Here is a 20,447-nt window from a genome sequence, read left to right on the forward strand (position 1 = left end):
CGCGCTCGCGGCTGAGCCCCGCTGACCCGGCTACGATGGCGACGCAGCTGATGGCCGTGATCGACGGCCACAAGCCCCATCCACCGGGCGGCCCCGATGGGATTCGCCACGGCCCAGCAGACAACCCGGCCGGCAAAGCCCAGCAGCAGAACGAGCGGCCCCAGTCGCTGCGGACGCCTCACGACGTCGCCCGGCGAGACCGAGCGCAGGCCCGTGCACGGGCCGCAGTGTACGGATGCGCACGGGTTCGGCTAACCGCCGGCGCCTCGGTGCGGCTCTAGCGAACCTCGACGAGCAACCGGATCCCGGTCCGCTCCTCGCCATCGATCGAGATGTCGATGAACGACGGGATGCAGACAAGGTCCAGCCCGCCGGCGGCCACGTAGCCACGCGAGATGGCGATCGCCTTGACGGCCTGGTTGATCGCACCCGCGCCGATGGCCTGCACCTCCACCCGGTGCTGGGTGCGGACCACGCCGGCGATGGCGCCGGCGACCGCGACCGGCTTGCTGGTTGCTGAGACCTTGAGGATTTCCACGGGGTTCGGTTCCCCCTGTGAGGACGCGTGCTTGGGCGGTTGCTGAGACGTGATCATGAGATTCTCGCGATTGTGAGCCGTCGACGCGAATCGCGGGGTTCCCCGTGATGCAATCGTTACTTCGCGGGACCCTCTTGCCTCGCCCTACTTCGCGTATTCGACGCTGCGGGTCTCGCGGAGGACCACCACCTTGACCCGGCCGCTGTAGCTCCCCTCGGCGTGCAGCCGCTTGGCGATCTGCCGGGCGAGGACCTGGGCGCGGTCGTCGCTCACCTCGTTGGGACGGACCATGACCCGGAGCTCCTTGCCCGCCTGGACGGCGAAGCTGTGCTCCACGCCCTCGAATTCGGAGGCGATGGCCTCGATGCGCTCGAGCCGCTTCACCGACAGGGCCAGCGCCTCGCGGCGGGCACCCCGGCGGGTGGCGGCGATGGCGTCGGCGGTCATGACCACGAAGGCGCCCACCGAGCGCGGCTCCTCATCGTAGTGGTGGGCGCGGACCGCCTGGACGACGTTGGCGGGCCGGCCGAGGCGGGCGAGGATCTCGCCGCCGATGATGGCGTGCGATCCCTCGACGCCCTGTTCGACGGCCTGGCCGATGTCATGGAAGAGGCCGATCTCCTTGGCCTCCTGCTCGTCGTAGCCGATCTCGGCCGCGATCATCCCGGCGATGGCGGCGGTGTCCTTGCTGTGGCTCAGCACGTTGTGGCCGTAGGAGTTGCGAAATCGCAGGGTCCCGAGCAGCTTGGCCAGCTCTGGGTGCACCGAGGGGATGCCTAGCTCCTGGCAGGCGGCCTCACCCTCCTCCTTGATCCGCTGGATGATCTCGCTGCGGCTCTTGCCGACCATCTCTTCGATGCGAGCGGGGTGGATGCGGCCGTCCGCGAAGAGGCGCTCGAGGGTGACGCGGGCGACCTCGCGGCGCACTGGGTCGAAGCCCGACAAGACGACAGCCTCGGGGGTCTCGTCGACGATGACGTCGACCCCGGTGGCCGCTTCGAGCGCGCGGATGTTGCGTCCCTCACGGCCGATGATCCGCCCCTTGAGGTCGTCGCTCGGCAGGTGCATGACCGTCACTGACGACTCGCCCGTCTGGTCGGAGGCGTGGCGCTGCATGGCCGCAATGAGGATCTCGCGGCTGCGCTCGCCCGCTTCCTCGCGGACGCGCTGGTCGGCGGCGCGGATTCGCTCGGCGACCTCGGCGTCAAGCTCGGACTCCACCCCGGCGAGCAGCTCGGCTCGTGCCTCCTGCTGGGAGAGGCCGGCCACCCGCTCGAGCTCGCGGCCGACGAGGCCGCGCTCGCTCTCCGTGGTCTGGCGCAGCTCTTCGAGCTCTTCCTCACGCCGGGTCAGCCGCTGCTCGCTCTGTTCGAGCTCGCGAACTCGGCGTTCCAGGCCCTCCTCGCGCTGGCCGGTGCGCTGCTCGAGGCGGGCGACCTCGGCGCGCCGCTCACGGATGTCCGCCTCGGCCTCGCCGCGGATCCGGAAAGCCTCCTCGCGGGCGCCGACGAGGATCTGCTGCGACTCCTGGTCGGCGGACTGCTGTCGTGTCCGCAGCTCGGTGTCGGCGACGCCGCGGCCCTGGCGTGCCTGCTCGGCCGAACGGCGCGCGTAGACCACAGCGGCGATGACGACGGCCACGGCGATGCCCAAGCCCACTGCAAGGGCGACGATCTCGGTTGTGATTGGGGTTTCCTCGGGGTCGCGATCCTGGGGTGCGGCGGCACCCGGCCTGGCGGCGCCTCATCGGCGACGTCGCCTCCCCGAGTCGGGTGCGGCTGCGTCGCCCGCGGCCAAGCGCGGCCGGGCGTCGAGACGTGGTCGCATTGTAGTCGTGGGAGTGGTGTGACGAAAGGTTCGCCGCGGCTCGATTACCCTAGGCTCGAGTGACTTCCGAGACCTCCCTGCCCGTTCCTCCACGTCCCAGCAGCGAACTCGAGTCTCTCGAGATCCCGATCGCCCCACCCGACGAGCGGGCCGAGGCCGCCGCCCTCGAGCGCGACCTCGTCGAGAGCGAGCCCTCGGCGATCGGGGCTCTCCTCGTGGGGACCACCCTGCTCCGCATCGGGACCTCGGGCGCGGGCGTGGCCGTCGGCTTCGACCTTGTCGACATGTTCGGCGGGCGCCCCAGCGGCTTGGTGATCGGGTTCATCGGCGCCAGCCAGGCCGTGCCCGAGATGGTCTTCGCTCCCATCCTTGCGCGCCTCGCCGATCGCCTGGGACGCAGGCTATTCCTGATCGGCGGCCCCATCTTCAGCGTGATCGGGGCGGTCATGCTCAGCCTCGCCAACCAACCCGAGCTGATCGTGTTCGCGCGGCTGGTCGAAGGCCTGGGCGCCGCCTGCTTCATCCCCACCGCACTCGGCACCATCGCCGCGGCAACGACGCACAGCCGGAGGCGCCGAGCCAACGCCAGCGGCGCCTTCGAGGCGGCCAACCTCGCCGGGTATGCCGGAGGCTTCGTGGTCGGACCGTTCGCCTATCACTGGCTGCATCACGGCGCATTCCTGGTGCTCGCCGGTCTCTACCTGGTGGCGGCCGTCATCTGTGCCGCGCTGGTCCCGTACGTGCCACCACTCCCGGTGAGCCCCATCCGCCGCGTGTTCGGCGCCGTCTTCGGCCCCGGTCCGCTGCGCAGCTTCCTGCCCGCGTGGATGGCGTGCTTCGCGCTGCTCGGCGCTTACGCAGCCCACCTCCCGGCGTTACTGCGCCGCGTTCCGGTGGTCGGCCAGACGCTCGTGCATCACTTCGACGAACGGCTGGTGTCGGTGATGCTGGTCAGCTGGATCGCGCTGCTGCTCCTCGGCATCGCGCTGTGGACGCCGCGCATCCCCAAGGTCGGCGCCGTGCGGATCATGCGCCTGGCCACCCCGGGCGCCTGGTTGATCGCCGGAGCGCTGCTGTCCATGAATCACACCGCGATCGCCTGGACCCCGATCTTCGTGCCTCTGCTGGCTCTGGGGGTGCTGATCCTCGCGGGCTTCGGTCCGGCCGCGGTCACCTACCTCGCGGAATGCTCGGAGACCTTTGTGGCCGACCGCGCGGCCCTGATGGCCTTCTACACCGTCGCGCTCGCCGGCGGCGGGGCGCTGGGGTCGATCGTCGGTGGGTTCGCGGTCAGGGCCGGGTACCTCGACGGGCTGATCCTGTTCGGGTTCGCGCTATCGGTGTTCGCGTACTTCGCGCTCACCCCGGTGGTTCGCTACGAGCGCGCGCTGCAGCGAGCTGTGCGAGCGTCCGACATCGCCGGCATGCCCTGAGGCACGCGCTTCAGGCCAAGCCCTGTGGGAGCGTTGGGGTCAGGGGTGGAACCGAGCCGGTGCGCTGCGCATCGCCGGGAAGTGGGTGGTAGTCCGCGTCGTCGAGGTTGTTGGTCGAGGCACGGCCCACCATCGCGGCGATGAGCGAGCCGACGGCGACGATGATCAGGTTGACGGCGATCGCGGCGAAGCCGATGTAAATCTTGCCGCCGAACCCGAAGTCGTGCAGGCTGGTGGCGAACTTCTCCTGGAAGAGAGCGTACGTCCCCAGCGCCATGCCCCCGGCCCAGCCGACCACCATCGCCCCGAGGTGCAACCGCTTGACGTACAGCGCCACCACCAGCGCGGGCAGCGCGTTGATCATCCAGACGCCGCCCGCGGTCTGGTAGTTGATGATGTCGGTGGTCGGCAGCGCCAGCACGAACGCCAGGGCGCCGACCTTGACCAGCAGCGACACAACCTTGCTGACGGTCGCCTCCTCTTTGCGGCTCATCGCCGGATGAACATACTCGCGCCAGATGTTGCGGCTGAAGAGGTTGGCGGCGGCGATGGACATCACCGCCGCGGGGACGAGCGCGCCCACGGCGATGGCTGCGAAAGCGACCCCGGTGAACCAGCTGGGGAACATGTTCTGGAAGAGGTCGGCGATGGCGCTGTTGTTGCCGAACTCCTTGCTGGGCTTGATCCCGGCGGCGATCGCCATGAAGCCGAACAGCCCGATCAGACCGAGCAGGAACGAGTACGCCGGCAGAAAGGAGGCGTTGCGCTTAATGACGCGCTGACCGCTGGCGCTGAAGACGCCGGTCAACGAGTGCGGGTAGAGGAAGAGTGCCAGCGCCGATCCCAGCGCGATGCTGCTGTAGGCGTTGAACAGCGAGGGCTGGAGGACATCGGACTTGGCCTTCGCTTTCGGCGCCGCCGCCGCCACCTGCTCGACCTTGTGGAACACGTTGCCGAACCCGCCGAGCTTGTAGGGGATGTAGATGATCGCCACGATCACCACGAGCCAGATGAGCCCATCCTTGACCACGGCGATCAGCGCGGGCGCGCGCAGACCGCTGACGTACGTGAACAGGGCGAGCACCCCGAAGGCCACGATCAGCGCCACCTCGGGGCTGATGCCGATGTTGGCGAGCACCAGCTTGATCCCGAAGATCTGCAGGGCGATGTACGGCATGGTGGCGACCAGGCCGGTCAATGCGATGAGTAGCGCGAAGAATCGGCTGTTGAAGCGGTCCTTCACGTAGTCCGAGCCGGTGACGTAGCCCTTGTTGCGTGACACCTGCCACAGTCGGGGCATGGTGAGGAAGACGAGCGGATAGATGAGGATCGTGTAGGGCAGCGCGAACAGCCCGTACGCTCCCACCGCGAACACGACCCCGGGCACGGCGACGAATGTGTACGCCGTGTAGAGGTCGCCACCGAGCAGGAACCAGGTGACGATGGTTCCGAAGCTCCGTCCCGCCAGCCCCCACTCCTCGATGTGGTTGAGGTCGGCGCGGCGCCAGCGCGAGGCTCCGAAGCCGATCACCGTCACCAGCACGCCGATGGCGATGACGATGATCAGCTCGTCCCAGTGGGTCACGACCCGTCACCTCTGCGGTTGAGGGCGTAGACGACCCCGGTGATCCCAACTCCGAGGATCACCCAGAGGAACTGGTACCAGATGAAGAACGGGATGCCCGCGAAGCGCGGATCAGCGTGCGCGTAGAGGGTGGGAAACAGCAGGGCGACGAACGGGACGAGGAGGAGGATGCGCGCCCAGCTTCCGCGCCGATTGGTCTGCGGCGACCGCGCCATGCACGGCACCGTCGCTCACCTGCACCGCCGCTGTCAAGGGTTGGCTGCGGTCACCATGCGTACGCCTGCGGTGCCGGTCCCACCGCCGGGAAGATGGCGTCGAGCCGCTCGAGCACCGTGTCCTCGAGCGTCACCTCCAGCGCGCCGAGGTTGCTGTCGAGCTGCTCGAGCGTGCGCGGACCGATGATCGGCGCGGTCACCCCGGGTTGGCGGAGCAGCCAGGCCAGGCCGACGTCGGCGGGATGGCTGCCGATCTCATCGCACAGTGCCTCGTAGCGCTCGATCTGCTCGCGGTGCTCGGCGACGAGGCGCTGGGTCTGCTCGGACGCGGAGCGGCCCTCCCTGTGCTTGCGGAGGATGCCGCCGAGGACGCCGCGCATGAGCGGGCTCCACGGGATCACGCCCAGCCCGTACTCGCGCGCCGCGGGCAGCACCTCCATCTCGATGCGCCGCTCCATGAGGTTGTACAGCGACTGCTCGCTCACCAGCCCCTGGAAGTGGCGCGCGCGCGCCGTCTCCTGCGCCTGGGCGATGTTCCAGCCCGCGAAGTTCGATGAGCCGACGTAGAGGACCTTGCCCTGGCGGACCAGCGTCTCCATCGCCTGCCAGATCTCGTCCCACGGGGTCTCCAGGTCGATGTGATGCATCTGGTAGAGGTCGAGGTGGTCGGTCTGCAGCCGTCGCAGCGAGCCCTCGCAGGAGCTGATGATGTTGCGTGCCGAGAGGAAGGTGTCGTTGGGCCAGTCGCTCATCGACCCGTAGAGCTTGGTGGCGATGACCACCTTCTCGCGACGTCCGCCACCCTGCGCGAACCAGCGTCCCACGATCTGCTCGGTCCACCCCTCCCCCTTCCTCCACCCGTACACGTTGGCGGTGTCGAAAAAGTTGACGCCCTGCTCGAGGGCGCGGTCCATGATGCGGTGCGAATCTGCTTCGGTCGCCTGCGGGCCGAAGTTCATGGTGCCGAGGCAGAGACGGCTGACAGAGAGGCCGGAGCGGCCCAGGTGCGTGTAGTCCATGCAGCTCAGTCTGGATGGTTGGTCGGGTTCCTCGTATCCAGCTGACGCAGCACCCAATGCACGGTCTCGACGTCGAACCCGCGGCTGCGCAGCTGACCGAACACGCGACGGCGCCGCACCTGGGCCAGCTGGCCATTGGTGACGCGTCCCCACAGCCGGCTCCCCAGGGCCAGGGCCGCAGCTCGCTCCGCGTCCGGGTCGACAACCGCCAGCGTCGCCGCCACGGCGTTGTCGTCAATGCCGCGCGCACGCAGTTGCGCCGCCACCCTGATGTGGCCATGGCCGCTCCGCTGGCTGCGCGCGGCGAGGGAAGTCGCCAGGGCGACGTCATCCACATAGCCGTACCGGACCATCGCTGCGGTCGCGGTGGTGGCGGCCTCCTCGCTGAAGCCGCGCCGGCACAGGCGCCGCTGCAGCGCTCCCGCAGATTGCGCGGCGCCACGGAGGATGCGCAGCGCCACCTCCTCGGCGGCCGCCACCGAGTCGGGATCCTCGGGCGGCGCCGGCCGGTCACGTTCGCCGGCGACGCCCGGATCGCTCACCGACTCAGCCCACAGTCACCGGCGGAGCCGCCCCGTTCGTGTCGGCCTCGATGACCGGCGGGACCTCGGGCAAGGACTGCACCTTCACCTTGCCGGCGATCTCCTCGAGAAGGTCGACGTTCTGACGGAGGAAGTCGCGTACGTTCTCGCGGCCCTGGCCGAGGCGCATGTCGCCGTACGAGAACCAGGCGCCGCTCTTGTCGATAACCTTGGTCTCGATGGCGATGTCGAGCACGCTGCCAGCGTAGGAGATACCTTCGTTGTACATGATGTCGAACTCAGCCACCCGGAACGGCGCGGCCACCTTGTTCTTGACGACCTTGACCTTGACCCGGTTGCCGACCACGTCGAGCCCCTGCTTGATCGAGTCGATCTTGCGGATGTCCAGGCGCACCGACGCGTAGAACTTCAGAGCCCGCCCACCGGTGGTGGTCTCGGGGTTGCCGAACATGACGCCGATCTTCTCGCGCAGCTGGTTGATGAAGATGACACAGGTGTTCGAGCGTGAGATGGCAGCGGTGAGCTTGCGCATCGCCTGGGACATCAGCCTGGCCTGGAGGCCGACATGGCTGTCGCCCATCTCACCGTCGATCTCCGCCTTGGGGACGAGAGCGGCCACCGAGTCGATGACCACGACGTCGACTGCGCCGCTGCGCACCAGCACCTCGACGATCTCTAGCGCCTGCTCGCCGGTGTCCGGCTGGGAGATGAGTAGCTCGTCGGTCTTCACCCCGATGCGGGCTGCGTATTGCGGGTCGAGCGCATGCTCGGCGTCGATGAACGCGGCCACACCGCCCAGCTTCTGCGCCTCGGCGATGATGTGCAGGGTGAGCGTGGTCTTCCCGGAGGACTCTGGTCCATAGATCTCGAGGACCCGGCCGCGCGGCACCCCGCCCACGCCGAGGGCGATGTCGAGGGTGAGCGCCCCCGTCGGGATCGCCTCCACGCGCTGGGTGCGCGCCTCACCGAGGCGCATGATCGCTCCCTTTCCATGGGAACGCTCGATCTGTCCGAGCGCTGTGCTGAGTGCCCGATCCCGCTCTGTGGTCACCGCCTCACTCCCGCTGACTGCGGCTGTGCGCCGCCCGTTGACCTCGACAATGGGCTCGATATTACGACTTTCTGGTGTTGTTGTCAAAGCAGAAACTCCATGATCTGTGGAATGGCTGGCGTCGGTGCTGGGTCGCGTGAACGAGGGTGCGAGAGTTGGCATCGAACAGATGTACGCCCCACTGTAGCGGCTGGCGGGAAGGATGACAACGGCATCGTGCGCGGCTCAGACGACAGCTGCCTGTCGCTGCTTCGCGACGGGCTCACGGGGCCTCGACCACCAGGCGCAGCGCCGCCACCACTGCGTTGGCTCGGTTTCTGTCCCGGCCGCGATCGCCTTCCAGCCGCACCACCCGCCCGCCTCCGGGTGAGGTGATCGCCACGAAGACCAGCCCCGCCGGCTTCCCTCCCTCCGCGCCCGGCCCGGCGACACCGGTGATGCCGAGGCCGACGTCGGCTCCGAGGCGCTCCTGGGCACCTCGTGCCATCGCGGCAGCCACGTCCTCGCTGACCGCACCCTGCTGCTCGAGGAGTCGAGCGTCGACCCCGAGCAGGTGCTCCTTCACAGCGTTGTCGTAGGCGATCACGCCGCCGAGTACGTAGACAGACGACCCGGGGACGGCGGTGAGCGCCGCTCCGAGCAACCCGCCAGTGCAGGATTCCGCCACAGCCACCGTCCATCCCCGCGAGCGCAACAGCTCGCCGGCGACCACGCTGTCGGGGAAGAGCTCGGCCAGCCGCGGTGCCGACTCCTCCCCCGCCATCAGATCAAGAAACGCCGGTAGCGCCACATGTAGTCGAGGCCGCTGAGCACGGTGGCGGTCACCGCCAGCCCAACCATGACCAGGGCGGCGATGTGCAGGGCGGGGAAGGGCTGCTCGAGGATGAGCAGCCCGATCATCATGTTCTGCGTCAGCGTCTTCGACTTCCCCCACGGTGTCGACGCCACCACCACGCCCTGGTTGGCGGCGACGAACCGCAAGCCGGTGATGAGGAATTCGCGAGCGAACACCACCACCACCACCCACGCCGGGATGATGTTCTGGCCGACCAGGATGACCAGCACCGTGATCACCAGGATCTTGTCGGCGAGCGGATCCAGGAACTTGCCCAGCTCGGTGACCGAGTTGCGGCGGCGGGCGATCTGCCCGTCCAGCGAATCCGTGGCTGCGGCCGTGGCGTAGACCGCCGCGCTCACCTGGGCGTGATAGGCGAAATCCGCGCTCAGCGAGTACCCGATCACCGGGACCAGCAACAGCCGGAAGATGGTGAGCTGGTTGGGCAGGGTGAGATGACGCGTCACCGGTAGTTGGTGAACTGCAGCGGCACGTCGAGGTCGGCCTCGCGCAGCTTGGCGATCACGCCCTGGAGCGCGTCCTTGTCCTTGCCGGTGACGCGCAGCTGGTCACCCTGGATCCGGACCTGCACCTTGGGATGGTCGCCGCGGATCTGCTTCTGCAGCTTCTTGGCCAGCTCGTCGTTGATGCCGCGGCGTAGCTTGATGACCTGGCGGATGTTCCCCCTGGCCGCATCCTCGGGCTTCTGCAGGTCGAGGATCTTGAGGTCGAGGTTGCGCTTGTGGAACTTGCTCCTGAGCACGTCGACCATGGCGCGCAGCTGCATGTCGCCCTCGGTGGTGAGAGTGATCTGCTCCTTCTCGAGCTCGATCTCGGCGGTCAGGTTCTTGAAGTCGTAGCGGGTGCCGATCTCGCGCCGGGCCTGGTCGAGGGCGTTGACCAACTCCTGGTGGTCGAAGTCACTGACGACGTCGAACGAGAACTCCTGGGGCATGTGTGCCCGCAGGATACCGGGCGCGGCGGCACGGCTTCAGCGCTTCGAGGTCGCGCGACGGTGGGCCGCGGGCGGGAAGCCCTCAGCCATCGGGGGCGACGGTCTCCGGGACGCCGGCGATCAGCGCCGCCTCCTCAGCGGGCGCGGGACGCACCGGCCGGCGGGCCGCAGAGAGGAACTCGAGCAGCGGGCCGACCAGGTCGGGACGGATCTGTGAGAGCGCCTCGTCTCCCTCCGCCCGCACGATGAGGACGCCCGCATTGAGGAGCCGGTCGAGCTGGTGACGAACCTCGAAGCTCTCAGTCCCAGTGAGCGCGGCCAGCTCGTCGACGGTGCGCGGCTTGTCGAGAAGGTGGCGCACCAGTCGTAGTCGATCGGGGTCGGCGAGCGCCCGGAGCAGGTCGGCGGTGGGGCGAAGCTCGTCGGACGAGCCGGACAGCAGCGCCCGGGCAGCCTGCCACGCCTCCTGAGGGCGACGCGGCAGCTGGCGTCCGCTGATATAGCTGGTCTGCAGCAGCGCCTCGCCGACCGTCGCGCCCGCACTGCGACGCGCGGTCACGACATAGATGATGCTCACCACCACCAGCGGGACGGCGACGTCGAGCCAGCCGGCACCGATGCCCACGCCGAAGAGCCGGCGCCCCAGCGCCAGCAAACCGGTCACGATGCTGGCGATCACGCCGATGTCGAGGGCTGCGGCGATCAGAGCGCGGACGACGCGCGGCACCCGCACCAGGCCGGCTCCCGTCGACGGTGGCGTGCGCCGGATCGCGAAGAAGATGCCGAGCCCCATGACGAGCAGGATCACGCCCTGCACGGCGAGCTGCTCGATCCGGTTGAAGAAGTGCTCGACCGGGATACCGACGACGGTTCCCAGGGCGGTGAACGCTCCCACCCACACGATGGTCGAGGGGATCATGGCCACGATGAACGTGCGCCTCGGCACCTGCACCGCGCCGGCGACGAGCGTGGTGTAGATGCGCAGCCCGGGGATCAGCCGGCTCAGCCCGACGCCGAGCCACCCCGCCGATCGCACCCGTTTGGACACGCGCTCGAGATTGCGCTGCTGGTGGAGCCGTTGCGCAAGGGAGATGAGCCCGCGCTCTCCCACCAGCCGCGCCCAGCTGTATCCCACGACGGAACCCGCGAAGCACGCCACCATCGCCAGCGGCACGAAGACGTACGGATCCAGTCCGCCAGCCGCGATCAGCAGCCCGGCGGCGAGCAGCACGATCTCGCCGGGGGCGAACGGCAGAGGCACGCCGGCCTCCTCGGCGAAGAGGAGACCGCAGAGCAGGACCACGGCGACCACGCCGTGCAGACCCTGGAGGAAGTTCATTCAGGCCCGCCCGCGCCCGAGGTCGACGATCTCCGCGTGCGCGCGTCCGGCGGTACGAATCATCACCGCCATGGTGAACGTCGGCATGCTGCGCCGGGGAAGGTGGGTGTCGCCAAGCACAGCGACGCGGGTCACTCCTCGCCGAGCTCGGCGAGGTACTCGTCGACCTGGATGACATCCATGAGCACCTCGCGCGACTTGCTGCCCTCGTATGGCCCCACGATGCGGTGCTCGGCGAGCTGATCCACCAGCCGCGCCGCCCGCGTGTAGCCGACGTTCATCTTTCGTTGCAGCAGCGAGGCGGCCGCCCGTCCCTCGGCGGCAACGATGTGCGCTGCCTTGGCGAACAGCACGTCGCGCTTGCCGGCGTCCCGGGCCCACGCCACGTTGGCCTCTACCTGGAAGATCTCCTCCTGGTAGTCCGGCTTGCCCTGCGCCTTCCAGTGCGCGATCAGGGCGTCCAGCTCGCGATCGCTGACGAATGCGCCTTGCAGCCGCTGCGCCTTGCCCTGGTCGATGGGCAGGTACAGCATGTCGCCGCGACCGAGCAGCTTCTCGGCACCCATCTCGTCGAGGATAACACGCGAGTCCGTGCCGCTCGACACGGCGAAGGCGACGCGCGACGGAATGTTGGCCTTGATCAGGCCCGTGATGATGTCGGCGGACGGTCGCTGCGTCGCCACCACCAGGTGCAGCCCCACGGCGCGGGCCAACTGCGCGATGCGGCAGATGAGGTCCTCGATCTCGCCGGCCGCCACCATCATGAGGTCGGCCAGCTCGTCGATTACGATCACCGTGTACGGCAACGGCGACAGGCCCAGGCTCGGCGCCCGCTCGTTGAACGCGGCGATGTTGCGCGCGCCGTGCGAGGCGAACAGCTTGTAGCGCTCCTCCATCTCCTTGACCGCCCAACGCAGCGACGCAACCGCGGCCTCGGGCTCGACAACCACCGGCACGAGCAGGTGGGGCAGGTCGGCGAAGTTGCTCAGCTCCACACGCTTGGGGTCGATGAGGATCAGCTTCAGCTCGGCGGGCGTTGCCTGGAGCAGAAAACCGCCCAGGACGGCGTTGATGCACACCGACTTGCCGCTGCCGGTGGCGCCGGCGATGAGCAGGTGGGGCATGCGCGTCAGGTCGCCGGCGACCGGGCGCCCGCTCACGTCGGCTCCGAGCGCCACCGCGAGGTGCGAGCGACCGTCGGTGAAGCTCGACGACTGCACGATCTCCTTGAGGGCGACCAGTTGGGCGGCCTTGTTGGGCACCTCGATGCCGATCGCCGACTTGCCCGGGATGAACGGCTGGATGCGGATCGGTGCCGCCAGCGCGAGCGACAGGTCGGTCTGATACCCGACGATCTTGCGCACCGGCACGCCGGCCGCCGGTTGCAGCTCGTACTGCGTGACGGTGGGACCGACGGACTCGCCGATGATCCTGGTCTCGATGCCGAAGCTGCGCAGCGTCGAGACGATGGTCTGCTTGTTGCGCTCCACCTCGGCGTTGAGGCGCTCGCGCTTGCCGGCCACGGTGTCGAGGATGTCGGGCGTCGGCAGTACCCAGACCTTCTCGCCCTCCTCCTCCACCATCGCCTCGCCGTGGCCGAGCGCCACCTTGGGGATCGGGCCAAGTACGGGCTCGGCGGTGCCCTCGAACTCACGCACGAAGCCCTCGTCGCTGAGCGGCTCGACATTGTCGAGGTCGGGGTCGGCGATGGCGGCGAACGCCTGCGGCAGTTCCACGCGAGCGGCGACCGGCGCGGGCACGAAGACGGGCGGCGCGGCGGTGCCGGTCAGGTTGACGTCGGTGCCAGGTTCGGATCGCTGGCGCGGCTCCTTCCTGAGCGGCGGGTGCGGATCGTCGCTGGCGAGGTGGGCGCGCAGCCAGGCGACGAGCGGGGCAACACGCAGGTCGACGGCGAGCACCAACCCCAGCGAGGCGGCGACCAGCATGAGCACGGCGGAGGCGGGGCCGCCCAGCCGATCCGCGATCCCGGGGCCGACCCGGTTGCCGATCCAACCGGCGCTGCCGGCGGCGGCCAGGCCGAGGAATCCCAGCACGGCGAGCACCGCCACCAGTGAGCCGAATCCAGCCATGAGACCGCCGCGCCATTCGTGACCCTGGAGCAAGCGCGCGCCGGTGACCCCGAAGCCCGCCGCGAGCAACCAGGCCCCGACGCCGAGCACGGTGAACAGGCCGTCATGAACCGGGCCGGCGACCGAGCCACCGCCGGGAATGAGCAGGACCACCGCGAGCACGGCGCCGAGACCGAGGAGCGCGACCCCGCTCAGCTCACGGCGCTGATCGGGGGTGAGCATCGGCTGGCGACGGGCGGGGGCACGGCGGGGAGCCCGGCTGGTGCGCGCGGGTGCGCGGCGGCGTGTTGCCGGGCGGGATCTTGTGGGGGCGCGTGGTGCCATCTCTTGGTGGTCCAGCCTGGGTCGTGACGTGGTAAGAATCGCGGCTGCTCTCCGGGTTCCCCGGAGGCGCGTCGATCGTATCAGCAGGTCCTCGGCCGTGCCGAACCTGCGTTCGCCCCGCTCAGACCTCGGTGACCACGGGCAGGATCATGGGACGGCGGCGGGTCCGCGAGTACAGGAACCGCGAGAGCCCCTCGTGGATCGCCGCCTGCCAGACGCTCCATTCGGCGTCGGGATTCAGCTTGTCGACCAGGGACAGGGTGTGGGCGCGCGCCTCGTCGAAGAGGTTGTCCGTGGCGCTGTCCTCGATGAATCCGCGGGAGATGAGGTCAGGTCCCGCGATGACCACGCCGGTGCTGCGCTCGACCGTCAGGGCCACGATGACCACGCCGTCCTGGGCGAGCAACCGCCGGTCGCGGAGAACGACGTCGCCGGCCTCGTCGATGCTGAGCCCGTCAACGTAGACGTACCCGGCGGGGACACGCTGCCCCCGGCGATGGATGCCGTCGGCGTCGATGTCGATCACCGTCCCGTTGTCGACCGGCAGGATGTGGTCGCGCGCGATGCCGACCGAGGCGGCGATGTCGGCGTGGATCGCCAGGTGGCGGTACTCGCCGTGGACCGGTACGAAGTACTTCGGCCGGGTCAGCGTCAGCATCAGCTTGAGCTCCTCGCGGCTGGCGTGTCCCGACGCATGCACGTGGTGTTTCGACGAGTTGAACACCCGCGCCCCGCGGCGGTACAGGTTGTTGATGGTGCGGTGCACCGCCTCCTCGTTGCCGGGGATGGGGTTCGCGCTGATGATCACCGTGTCGCCCTCATGGAGCTGCACCATCGGGTGCTCACCCGCGGCGATGCGCGACAGCGCCGACATCGGCTCGCCCTGCGCGCCGGTGCATAGCACGGCGAGCTCGTCGTCGGGAACGGAAGCGTGCTGTTTGGGGGACACGAAGATGTCGGGCGTGCGCAGGAAGCCGAGCTCCTGGCCGACGCGCACGTTGTTGAGCATGGAGCGGCCCACGATGAAGCACTTGCGCCCGCAGTCGACCGCGGCGTCGATCGCCTGCTGCAGACGCGAGATGTTGGAGGCAAACGTGGCCATGAGGATGCGACCCGGCGCGGCCGCGAAGAGCGGGGCCAGGCCCTCGCCGACGCGCCGCTCGCTCGGCGTCGTCCCGTCGTGCTCGGCGTTTGTCGAGTCGCTGAGCAGGAGCAGCACGCCGTCGTCGCCAAGCCGGGCCAGCCGCGCCAAATCGGGGGGCGCGCCCTGCACGGGCGTCTGGTCGATCTTGAAGTCGCCTGTGTGAATGATCACGCCCTCGGGGGTGTGGAGCGCCAGCGAGCAGGCGTCGGGGACCGAGTGGGTGATGTGGATCCACTCGACGGCGATGGCGCCGAGCTGCACGGTGTCACCGGCACGCACCGTATGCAGGTCGGTGGAGTCGAGCAGCTTGTGCTCCTTGAGCTTGTTGCGCAGGAAGCCCAGCGTCAGCGAGGTGCCGTACACCGGCACCGGCAGGCGCGGCAGTACGTACGGGAGGGCGCCGATGTGGTCCTCGTGGGCGTGAGTGAGCACGATGCCGCGCACCCGTTGCACCCGCTCCATCAGCCAGGTGACGTCGGGGATGACCAGGTCGATGCCCAGCATCTCCTGCTCGGGGAACATTAGCCCGCAATCGACGACCACGATGTCCTCGCCGCACTCGATCGCCATCAGGTTGCGGCCGATCTCTCCGAGACCGCCGAGGGGAACCAGGGAGATCACAGGGCGAAGAGGCTCAATTGGTCGTGCTCGCGCTGGCTGACCGCGTGCTCGGGCCGCACGCGCGGCCCTCGCACGGCCTCCGCCTCGTCGAGATAGCCGCGCACCCGTTGCATGTCGGCGAAGAGCGTCTCACGAAGCGAGCCGTTGTAGAGGGCGGCGGCGGGGTGATACAGCGGCACGTAGACGCGGTCGTCACGCACCACCCGCTGACCGTGGAACCGGGTGATCCCCGCCGATTCGGGGAGCAATCGCTGCAGGGCGTGGCGGCCGAGGATGAGGATGACGTCGGGGCGCAGCAGCGCGATGGTCTCGTCAAGGAAATGGCTGCACGCCTCCACCTCGTCGGGCTGCGGGTCGCGATTGCCCGGAGGCCGGCAGCGCACCGTGTTGGTGATGTAGATGTCGCGACGGGTGAGGCCGATCGACTCAACGAGCTCGGTGAGCAGCGTCCCGGCTGCTCCGACGAACGGACGGCCCTGCCGGTCCTCCTTCTCTCCGGGAGCCTCCCCCACCGCCATGATCCGCGCCTCGACCGGGCCGTAGCCGGGGACTGCCTGGGTGCGCGTGACATGGAGGCGGCAGGCGACGCACGCCCGGATCCGGCCGTGGATCTCGAGCAGCTCCTCAGTGGTCGGCGCCACCTGCATTGGCGTCCGATTGTAGGGAGTGCCTGGTGACTCGCCTCTGTGAGCAGGCAAGGTCCGCAGGACGGGGGGCAAGCAGCCGCCGATGGCTCCCGGAGACGCCTGGCGCCTCTGCAAGAGCAGGGTCGCGCAAGGCCCCTAGCGCGGCGGCCAACGACCGCATGGCCGAACGGGTTCGTCCCTTTACCGTTCCCAGCGGTACCCCCGTCAGGACCGCGATCTCGCTCTGCGTCTTTCCCCCGTAGTAGGCGAGATCGATGACCTCACGCTGCATCGGGGGCAGAGATGCCATGGCCGACTTCACGGCGCGGGTCTCCTCCAACCGCAGCACATCCGACACGACGTCGTGGGCGCTCACCAGGGACATGTATGCGTCGAGCGACCGGTCGTGGCGCTGCCGCCCGGAAACGTCCCTGAGCCGATCGATCGCGCGGTTGCGCACGACCCGGCACAGCCACGCCTGCATCGACCCCCGGCCAGCGTCATAGCGCCCCGCGTTCCGCCATATGGCGAGAAATGACTCCTGGACCACGTCCTCGGCAATCCCCGGGTCACGCACGATGCGATGCGCCAGCGTGAACGCGAGTGCGCCGAAGCTGTCGTACATGGCGGCGAAGCTCTGGGTCTCGCGGTCGACGCCGCCCTCCGCAGCGGTTGATGCCATCGGGGTCGATCGCAGCGCTTGACTGTTGAGCATGCCGGCAGTGTTATCGGCACTGGGCCGGCACGGCTAGGTGCGACGCGAGCAGGCTTAGACAGAATCCTGGACAGGGAGCTCCGTCGACTGAGGCCACAGTTCCAGGCCCGACGACGAAAGGTCCGTGCCGATGAGAACGATGAATGCGCTGGCCATCGTCGGCACGACGTACGAGTCGAACGCGAACAGCCCTGATACGGTGCGCGTCCGCAGGTTCAGCTCCCATCCACGCCGTCGTTGGGGCTCGGGCTTGTAGAGGCGGACCGCCTTGGCGCGGTTCGCGGGCTCGATGAGATCAAGAAAACGCTTCCCGCGTAGCTCGAGCCGCAGCACCCCCGTCATGTGCGCAAAGGCCATGTTGGTGTCGATGATCTCGCCGGTCGGGTTCACGATGCAGACCACGTTGGGAAGGAGGTCGGCGACGGCGCGCCAGGGCGCTTCGCTCCTCCCACCTGCCGCATCGACGACGGTGAGCACCGGCATCGGCACCGGCACGGCAGCCTCGACCAGAAGCCCCTGCGCCTCGGCGATGGCAAGCTTCAGCGACAGCCTGCGAACGGCGACGTTCTGACGTACGCGGCGAAGCGTCTCGACGTCGTCCATCCCGTAGCGCCGATGGCCGGTGACAGTTCGATGCGGCGACAACAGCGCATGGCGGCGCTCCCATGCGCGAATCGTGTCGGTGGAGATCCCCACCATGGAGGCGAGTTCGCCGATGGTGAGCGACAGCGTGTCGACCACCGCAAGCTATCCGAGCAGCTTGCGCATCAGGACAGTCGTGACCCGCGCGTCGCTACCGTGGGCATCGGCGCCGACGGTGCGCCAGAGGTCTGGCGCTCGGTTGAAGAACGAGCCTCCCACCAGGACCGGGACCTTCATCGCCCGCACGGCCTCGATGGATTCGGAGATTTCCCGCGTCGCCGGCAGGTATGCGGCGGAGATCCCGACGACGTCGGGGCGCCACTCCGCCACCGCACGCAGCAGCTCGGCCGGCGGCGTGGGCGGCGCCAGTTGGTGCACAGTCCACCCTTCGTCCTCGAGCGCGAGCGCCAGCACCTGGAGTCCGACGATGTGCCGCTCGCGCGTGAGCCCCGAGAGGATGCAACACGCGCCGGGACGCACCGGGCGGGCTACCGGAGTCGGCGTCAAGCGGCCCGCGACGGCGATGACGATCGCGGTGGCGCGATGCTCCTCGGCGACGCCAACAGTTCCTTGGTACCAGAGCTCACCGACCTCGTACTGCGCCGGGTGGATCAGGTCGCTGATGACGGCAAGCCGGGACCCTGTGGCCGCCAGGTAGCGCCAGGCGATCTCTGTGGCGCTCTTCGCATCGCCCGACAGGAGGCTGGAGGTGAATGCGACGACAGGCGGCCGCGGCCGGCGCGTTCGGCGGACTGCCACCGGGGCATCCACGGTCATGTCCAGGATCTTGTCAAAGCCGAGACCGGGGCCGTCGGTTCTCTGGCGAACCGAGCGCGTAGCCTCTCCTGATGGTCAGGGGAGGTATCGCAAAGCGTGTCCACATTGTGTGCGCGGACGCCGACCTGCTCGAGTCGCTCACCGAGCTGATGACCCTCGAAGGTGTCGCGGTCACGCCCAACCCGGAGCCGACCGCCGCCGACCCGACCCTCGTCGTGGCCGCCGCCGATGCGTGGCCGCCGGGCTGGACCCTCGCCTCACTCCACGCGAGATTCTGTCGATTCCCTTGCATCCTGCTCAGTGGGTCAGCCCTCGCCGGCGACTTCGCAGCCGCGGGTTTTCAACGAGGGTACTTCGTGCAGTTGCCGACCACTCCCCGCGCGATTCTCTGCCTGGTCGAGGAGCTGTCCGGTGACTAGATGGGACACCACCGATCTCAGTCTCCTCAGTCGAGCGTCTGCCGACCTCACCGCCCTCGCGGCCACCATCGAGGTGCTCCGTCGACGCCGACCGACCGACCGCTCTGCCGAGCGCGCTCAACGCATCGTGGACCGGCTGCAGGAGACGGTCACCGAGCTGGTCGAAAGGCTCAAGCAGTAACGTCTGACTGGCGGAATCGCCCTAAGCTGGGCCGATGAGCTGGGAGGAACGTCTGGCCGACACCTGGGCATCCATTGACGACCGCCGTGAGGATGACTTCCTGGCTCTCATCGACAGCCTCGCGGCCGAGTTGCCACCCGAGAGTGGCACGGGCGTCTTCGAGCGCGCGGCCGCCCTGGATTCAACCGGGCACTCTGACCTCGCAGTGCCGTTGTACCGTCACGCCCTCGATATGGGGCTGACCGTCGAACGACGGCGCCGCGCGGTCATCCAGCTGGCCAGCTCTCTGCGGAACCTCGGTCGTGCTGAGGAGAGCGTGGAACTGCTCACCACCGAGCTCAGTGCCCCGTCCGATCACCTCGACGATGCGGTGCGGGGTTTCCTGGCACTGGCCCTCGTCGACACCGGTCGGGAGCGTGAGGCCACTTCGCTCGCGCTCGCCGCGCTGGCCCCGCATCTCCCCAGGTACCAGCGGTCGCTGGCCAATTACGCGCGGGACATCACCGAGCAACCAGTCAATGGCGACCGAGAGCGAGACGCGCCCGACAGCTGAGCCGCGGCTCAGCAGAGCAGAAGCTCCGCCACCTGGACGGCGTTGGTCGCCGCGCCCTTGCGCAGATTGTCCGCTGCCAGGAAGAGCGCCAACCCGTTCTCTCGTGAGCGGTCGGCGCGGATGCGGCCGACGTGGACCTCATCGGACCCGGCAACGGCGCGCGGGGTGGGGTACTGCTGGGTCGCCGGGTCGTCGACGACGAGGACGCCTGGTGCCTTCGAGAGGATGCGACGCGCCTCGTCCGCCTCGACCGCGTTGTCGAATTCGACCCACACAGCCGCGGAGTGGCCGACCGCCACCGGCACACGCACCGTGGTGACCGCGATCGACAGCTCCGCCAGGTCGAGCACGCGTCGGAACTCAGCGGTGACCTTCACCTCCTCCTCCGTCTCATCGCCGACCATGGACCACCCGCCCGGGACCACGTTGCCATGGAGGACGTGCGGGTACACCTCCTTGCGCGGAGGGCGCCCGTAGGCGTCGTCCCTCTCCTGCTGCCCGAGTTCCGCGGCAAGGGCGCGGCCACCACCGCTGGCGGCCTGGTACGTGGCCACGGTGAGGTGGCGCAGCCCAAAGCGGCTGTGCAGGGGGGCGAGCACGACCGCCAGCGGAATGGTCACGCAGTTGGGGTTGGCGACGATCCCGGTTTGGCGATCAAGGGCCTCGGCGTTGACCTCCGGGACCACGAGCGGGACGGCCGGGTCGAGGCGGTATGCGCTCGACTTGTCGACGGCCACTCCCCCACCCGCGGCGACAACAGGCGCGAAGCGTCGCGAGGTGTTCGCGCCCGCCGCGAAGAACACAATGTCCGCACCCGCGAGCCCGGCGTCGTCGACCTCGGCGACCGGGACGTCATGGTCGCGGAAGCGGACGAGCGCACCAGCGCTGCGCGCACTCGCGAAGGCGCGGAAGTCGCCGATCGGGAAGAGCCGGTCCTCGAGCACGCGCAAGAGCGTGCCCCCGGCAGCGCCCGTCGCCCCGACGACGGCGACGACGGGCGGACTCTGCACGGTGGT

The 20,447-nt window shown here is 68.9% G+C and carries 23 protein-coding genes; 4 read left to right on the top strand and 19 right to left on the bottom strand.

All coding sequences use genetic code 11. The features are described from left to right. Positions 1-277 precede the first annotated feature (277 nt). Both JF886_RS12040 and rny read right to left on the bottom strand, forming a co-directional pair. On the bottom strand, positions 278-538 hold the full coding sequence (locus JF886_RS12040; protein WP_337312830.1) for a stage V sporulation protein S: 261 nt from the start codon (positions 536-538) through the stop codon (positions 278-280). 144 nt (positions 539-682) lie between these two features. Beyond that, the gene (gene rny / locus JF886_RS12045; RefSeq protein WP_337312777.1) at positions 683-2,197 is read right to left on the bottom strand and encodes a ribonuclease Y; all 1,515 of its coding nucleotides are present in this window, start codon (positions 2,195-2,197) and stop codon (positions 683-685) included. A gap of 227 nt (positions 2,198-2,424) precedes the next feature. On the opposite strand from rny, the gene JF886_RS12050 reads away from it, so the two are divergent. Continuing rightward, the gene (locus tag JF886_RS12050; RefSeq protein ID WP_337312779.1) at positions 2,425-3,798 is read left to right on the top strand and encodes an MFS transporter; all 1,374 of its coding nucleotides are present in this window, start codon (positions 2,425-2,427) and stop codon (positions 3,796-3,798) included. Between the two features lie 10 nt (positions 3,799-3,808). Here JF886_RS12050 and mctP read toward each other — a convergent pair whose 3' ends face one another. From mctP to JF886_RS12130, 16 genes are all read right to left on the bottom strand, one after another. Beyond that, complete coding sequence (mctP, locus tag JF886_RS12055; RefSeq protein ID WP_337312781.1) at positions 3,809-5,383, bottom strand: monocarboxylate uptake permease MctP; 1,575 nt, start codon at positions 5,381-5,383, stop codon at positions 3,809-3,811. Further along, complete coding sequence (locus tag JF886_RS12060) at positions 5,380-5,598, bottom strand: DUF3311 domain-containing protein (protein ID WP_337312783.1); 219 nt, start codon at positions 5,596-5,598, stop codon at positions 5,380-5,382. Before JF886_RS12060 ends, mctP begins: the two co-directional genes overlap by 4 nt. A 50-nt stretch (positions 5,599-5,648) precedes the next feature. Further along, the gene (locus tag JF886_RS12065; protein ID WP_337312785.1) at positions 5,649-6,617 is read right to left on the bottom strand and encodes an aldo/keto reductase; all 969 of its coding nucleotides are present in this window, start codon (positions 6,615-6,617) and stop codon (positions 5,649-5,651) included. 5 nt (positions 6,618-6,622) lie between these two features. Then, positions 6,623-7,159: a regulatory protein RecX gene (locus tag JF886_RS12070; protein ID WP_337312786.1), complete on the bottom strand. Its 537-nt coding sequence runs from the start codon at positions 7,157-7,159 to the stop codon at positions 6,623-6,625. Between the two features lie 4 nt (positions 7,160-7,163). Then, positions 7,164-8,210, bottom strand: coding sequence for a recombinase RecA (gene recA, locus JF886_RS12075; RefSeq protein ID WP_337312787.1), 1,047 nt, complete (start codon positions 8,208-8,210; stop codon positions 7,164-7,166). Positions 8,211-8,472: 262 nt separating this feature from the next. Further along, positions 8,473-8,973, bottom strand: a complete 501-nt coding sequence (locus JF886_RS12080) for a CinA family protein (protein WP_337312789.1) — start codon at positions 8,971-8,973, stop codon at positions 8,473-8,475. After that, positions 8,973-9,512, bottom strand: coding sequence for a CDP-diacylglycerol--glycerol-3-phosphate 3-phosphatidyltransferase (gene pgsA / locus JF886_RS12085; protein WP_337312791.1), 540 nt, complete (start codon positions 9,510-9,512; stop codon positions 8,973-8,975). Before pgsA ends, JF886_RS12080 begins: the two co-directional genes overlap by 1 nt. Further along, a complete protein-coding gene (locus JF886_RS12090) occupies positions 9,509-10,000 on the bottom strand; it encodes a YajQ family cyclic di-GMP-binding protein (protein WP_337312793.1) in 492 nt (163 codons plus the stop codon). Before JF886_RS12090 ends, pgsA begins: the two co-directional genes overlap by 4 nt. Before the next feature lie 82 nt (positions 10,001-10,082). Continuing rightward, positions 10,083-11,339 carry a VTT domain-containing protein gene (locus JF886_RS12095; RefSeq protein ID WP_337312795.1) on the bottom strand — a complete coding sequence of 419 codons (1,257 nt, stop codon included), beginning with the start codon at positions 11,337-11,339 and terminating at the stop codon, positions 10,083-10,085. Then, entirely contained in the window at positions 11,340-11,474 is a 135-nt protein-coding gene (locus JF886_RS12100; RefSeq protein WP_337312797.1) for a hypothetical protein, read from the bottom strand. It abuts the gene before it with no gap. Continuing rightward, the gene (locus JF886_RS12105; RefSeq protein ID WP_337312799.1) at positions 11,471-13,651 is read right to left on the bottom strand and encodes an FtsK/SpoIIIE family DNA translocase; all 2,181 of its coding nucleotides are present in this window, start codon (positions 13,649-13,651) and stop codon (positions 11,471-11,473) included. Before JF886_RS12105 ends, JF886_RS12100 begins: the two co-directional genes overlap by 4 nt. A 223-nt stretch (positions 13,652-13,874) precedes the next feature. Further along, positions 13,875-15,518 carry a ribonuclease J gene (locus tag JF886_RS12110; RefSeq protein WP_337312801.1) on the bottom strand — a complete coding sequence of 548 codons (1,644 nt, stop codon included), beginning with the start codon at positions 15,516-15,518 and terminating at the stop codon, positions 13,875-13,877. Continuing rightward, entirely contained in the window at positions 15,515-16,165 is a 651-nt protein-coding gene (locus JF886_RS12115; protein ID WP_337312803.1) for a uracil-DNA glycosylase, read from the bottom strand. Before JF886_RS12115 ends, JF886_RS12110 begins: the two co-directional genes overlap by 4 nt. Then, the gene (locus tag JF886_RS12120; RefSeq protein WP_337312805.1) at positions 16,143-16,826 is read right to left on the bottom strand and encodes a sigma-70 family RNA polymerase sigma factor; all 684 of its coding nucleotides are present in this window, start codon (positions 16,824-16,826) and stop codon (positions 16,143-16,145) included. The genes JF886_RS12115 and JF886_RS12120 overlap by 23 nt, the downstream gene beginning before the upstream one ends. A gap of 87 nt (positions 16,827-16,913) precedes the next feature. Next, on the bottom strand, positions 16,914-17,600 hold the full coding sequence (locus tag JF886_RS12125) for a MerR family transcriptional regulator (RefSeq protein WP_337312806.1): 687 nt from the start codon (positions 17,598-17,600) through the stop codon (positions 16,914-16,916). 6 nt (positions 17,601-17,606) lie between these two features. After that, positions 17,607-18,260, bottom strand: coding sequence for a cobalamin B12-binding domain-containing protein (locus tag JF886_RS12130; protein ID WP_337312808.1), 654 nt, complete (start codon positions 18,258-18,260; stop codon positions 17,607-17,609). 89 nt (positions 18,261-18,349) lie between these two features. On the opposite strand from JF886_RS12130, the gene JF886_RS12135 reads away from it, so the two are divergent. From JF886_RS12135 to JF886_RS12145, 3 genes are read left to right on the top strand one after another with little or no spacing between them, the layout of a single operon-like run. After that, a complete protein-coding gene (locus tag JF886_RS12135) occupies positions 18,350-18,697 on the top strand; it encodes a hypothetical protein (RefSeq protein WP_337312810.1) in 348 nt (115 codons plus the stop codon). After that, entirely contained in the window at positions 18,690-18,878 is a 189-nt protein-coding gene (locus JF886_RS12140) for a hypothetical protein (protein WP_337312812.1), read from the top strand. The genes JF886_RS12135 and JF886_RS12140 overlap by 8 nt, the downstream gene beginning before the upstream one ends. A gap of 34 nt (positions 18,879-18,912) precedes the next feature. Beyond that, complete coding sequence (locus tag JF886_RS12145; protein WP_337312814.1) at positions 18,913-19,431, top strand: tetratricopeptide repeat protein; 519 nt, start codon at positions 18,913-18,915, stop codon at positions 19,429-19,431. A gap of 8 nt (positions 19,432-19,439) precedes the next feature. Here the strand turns inward: JF886_RS12145 and JF886_RS12150 are convergent, their stop codons facing one another. After that, positions 19,440-20,441, bottom strand: coding sequence for an aspartate-semialdehyde dehydrogenase (locus JF886_RS12150; protein WP_337312816.1), 1,002 nt, complete (start codon positions 20,439-20,441; stop codon positions 19,440-19,442). Positions 20,442-20,447 lie beyond the last annotated feature (6 nt).

It is taken from the genome of Candidatus Aeolococcus gillhamiae, from assembly GCF_016464765.1.
Classification (GTDB): domain Bacteria; phylum Chloroflexota; class Dormibacteria; order Aeolococcales; family Aeolococcaceae; genus Aeolococcus; species Aeolococcus gillhamiae.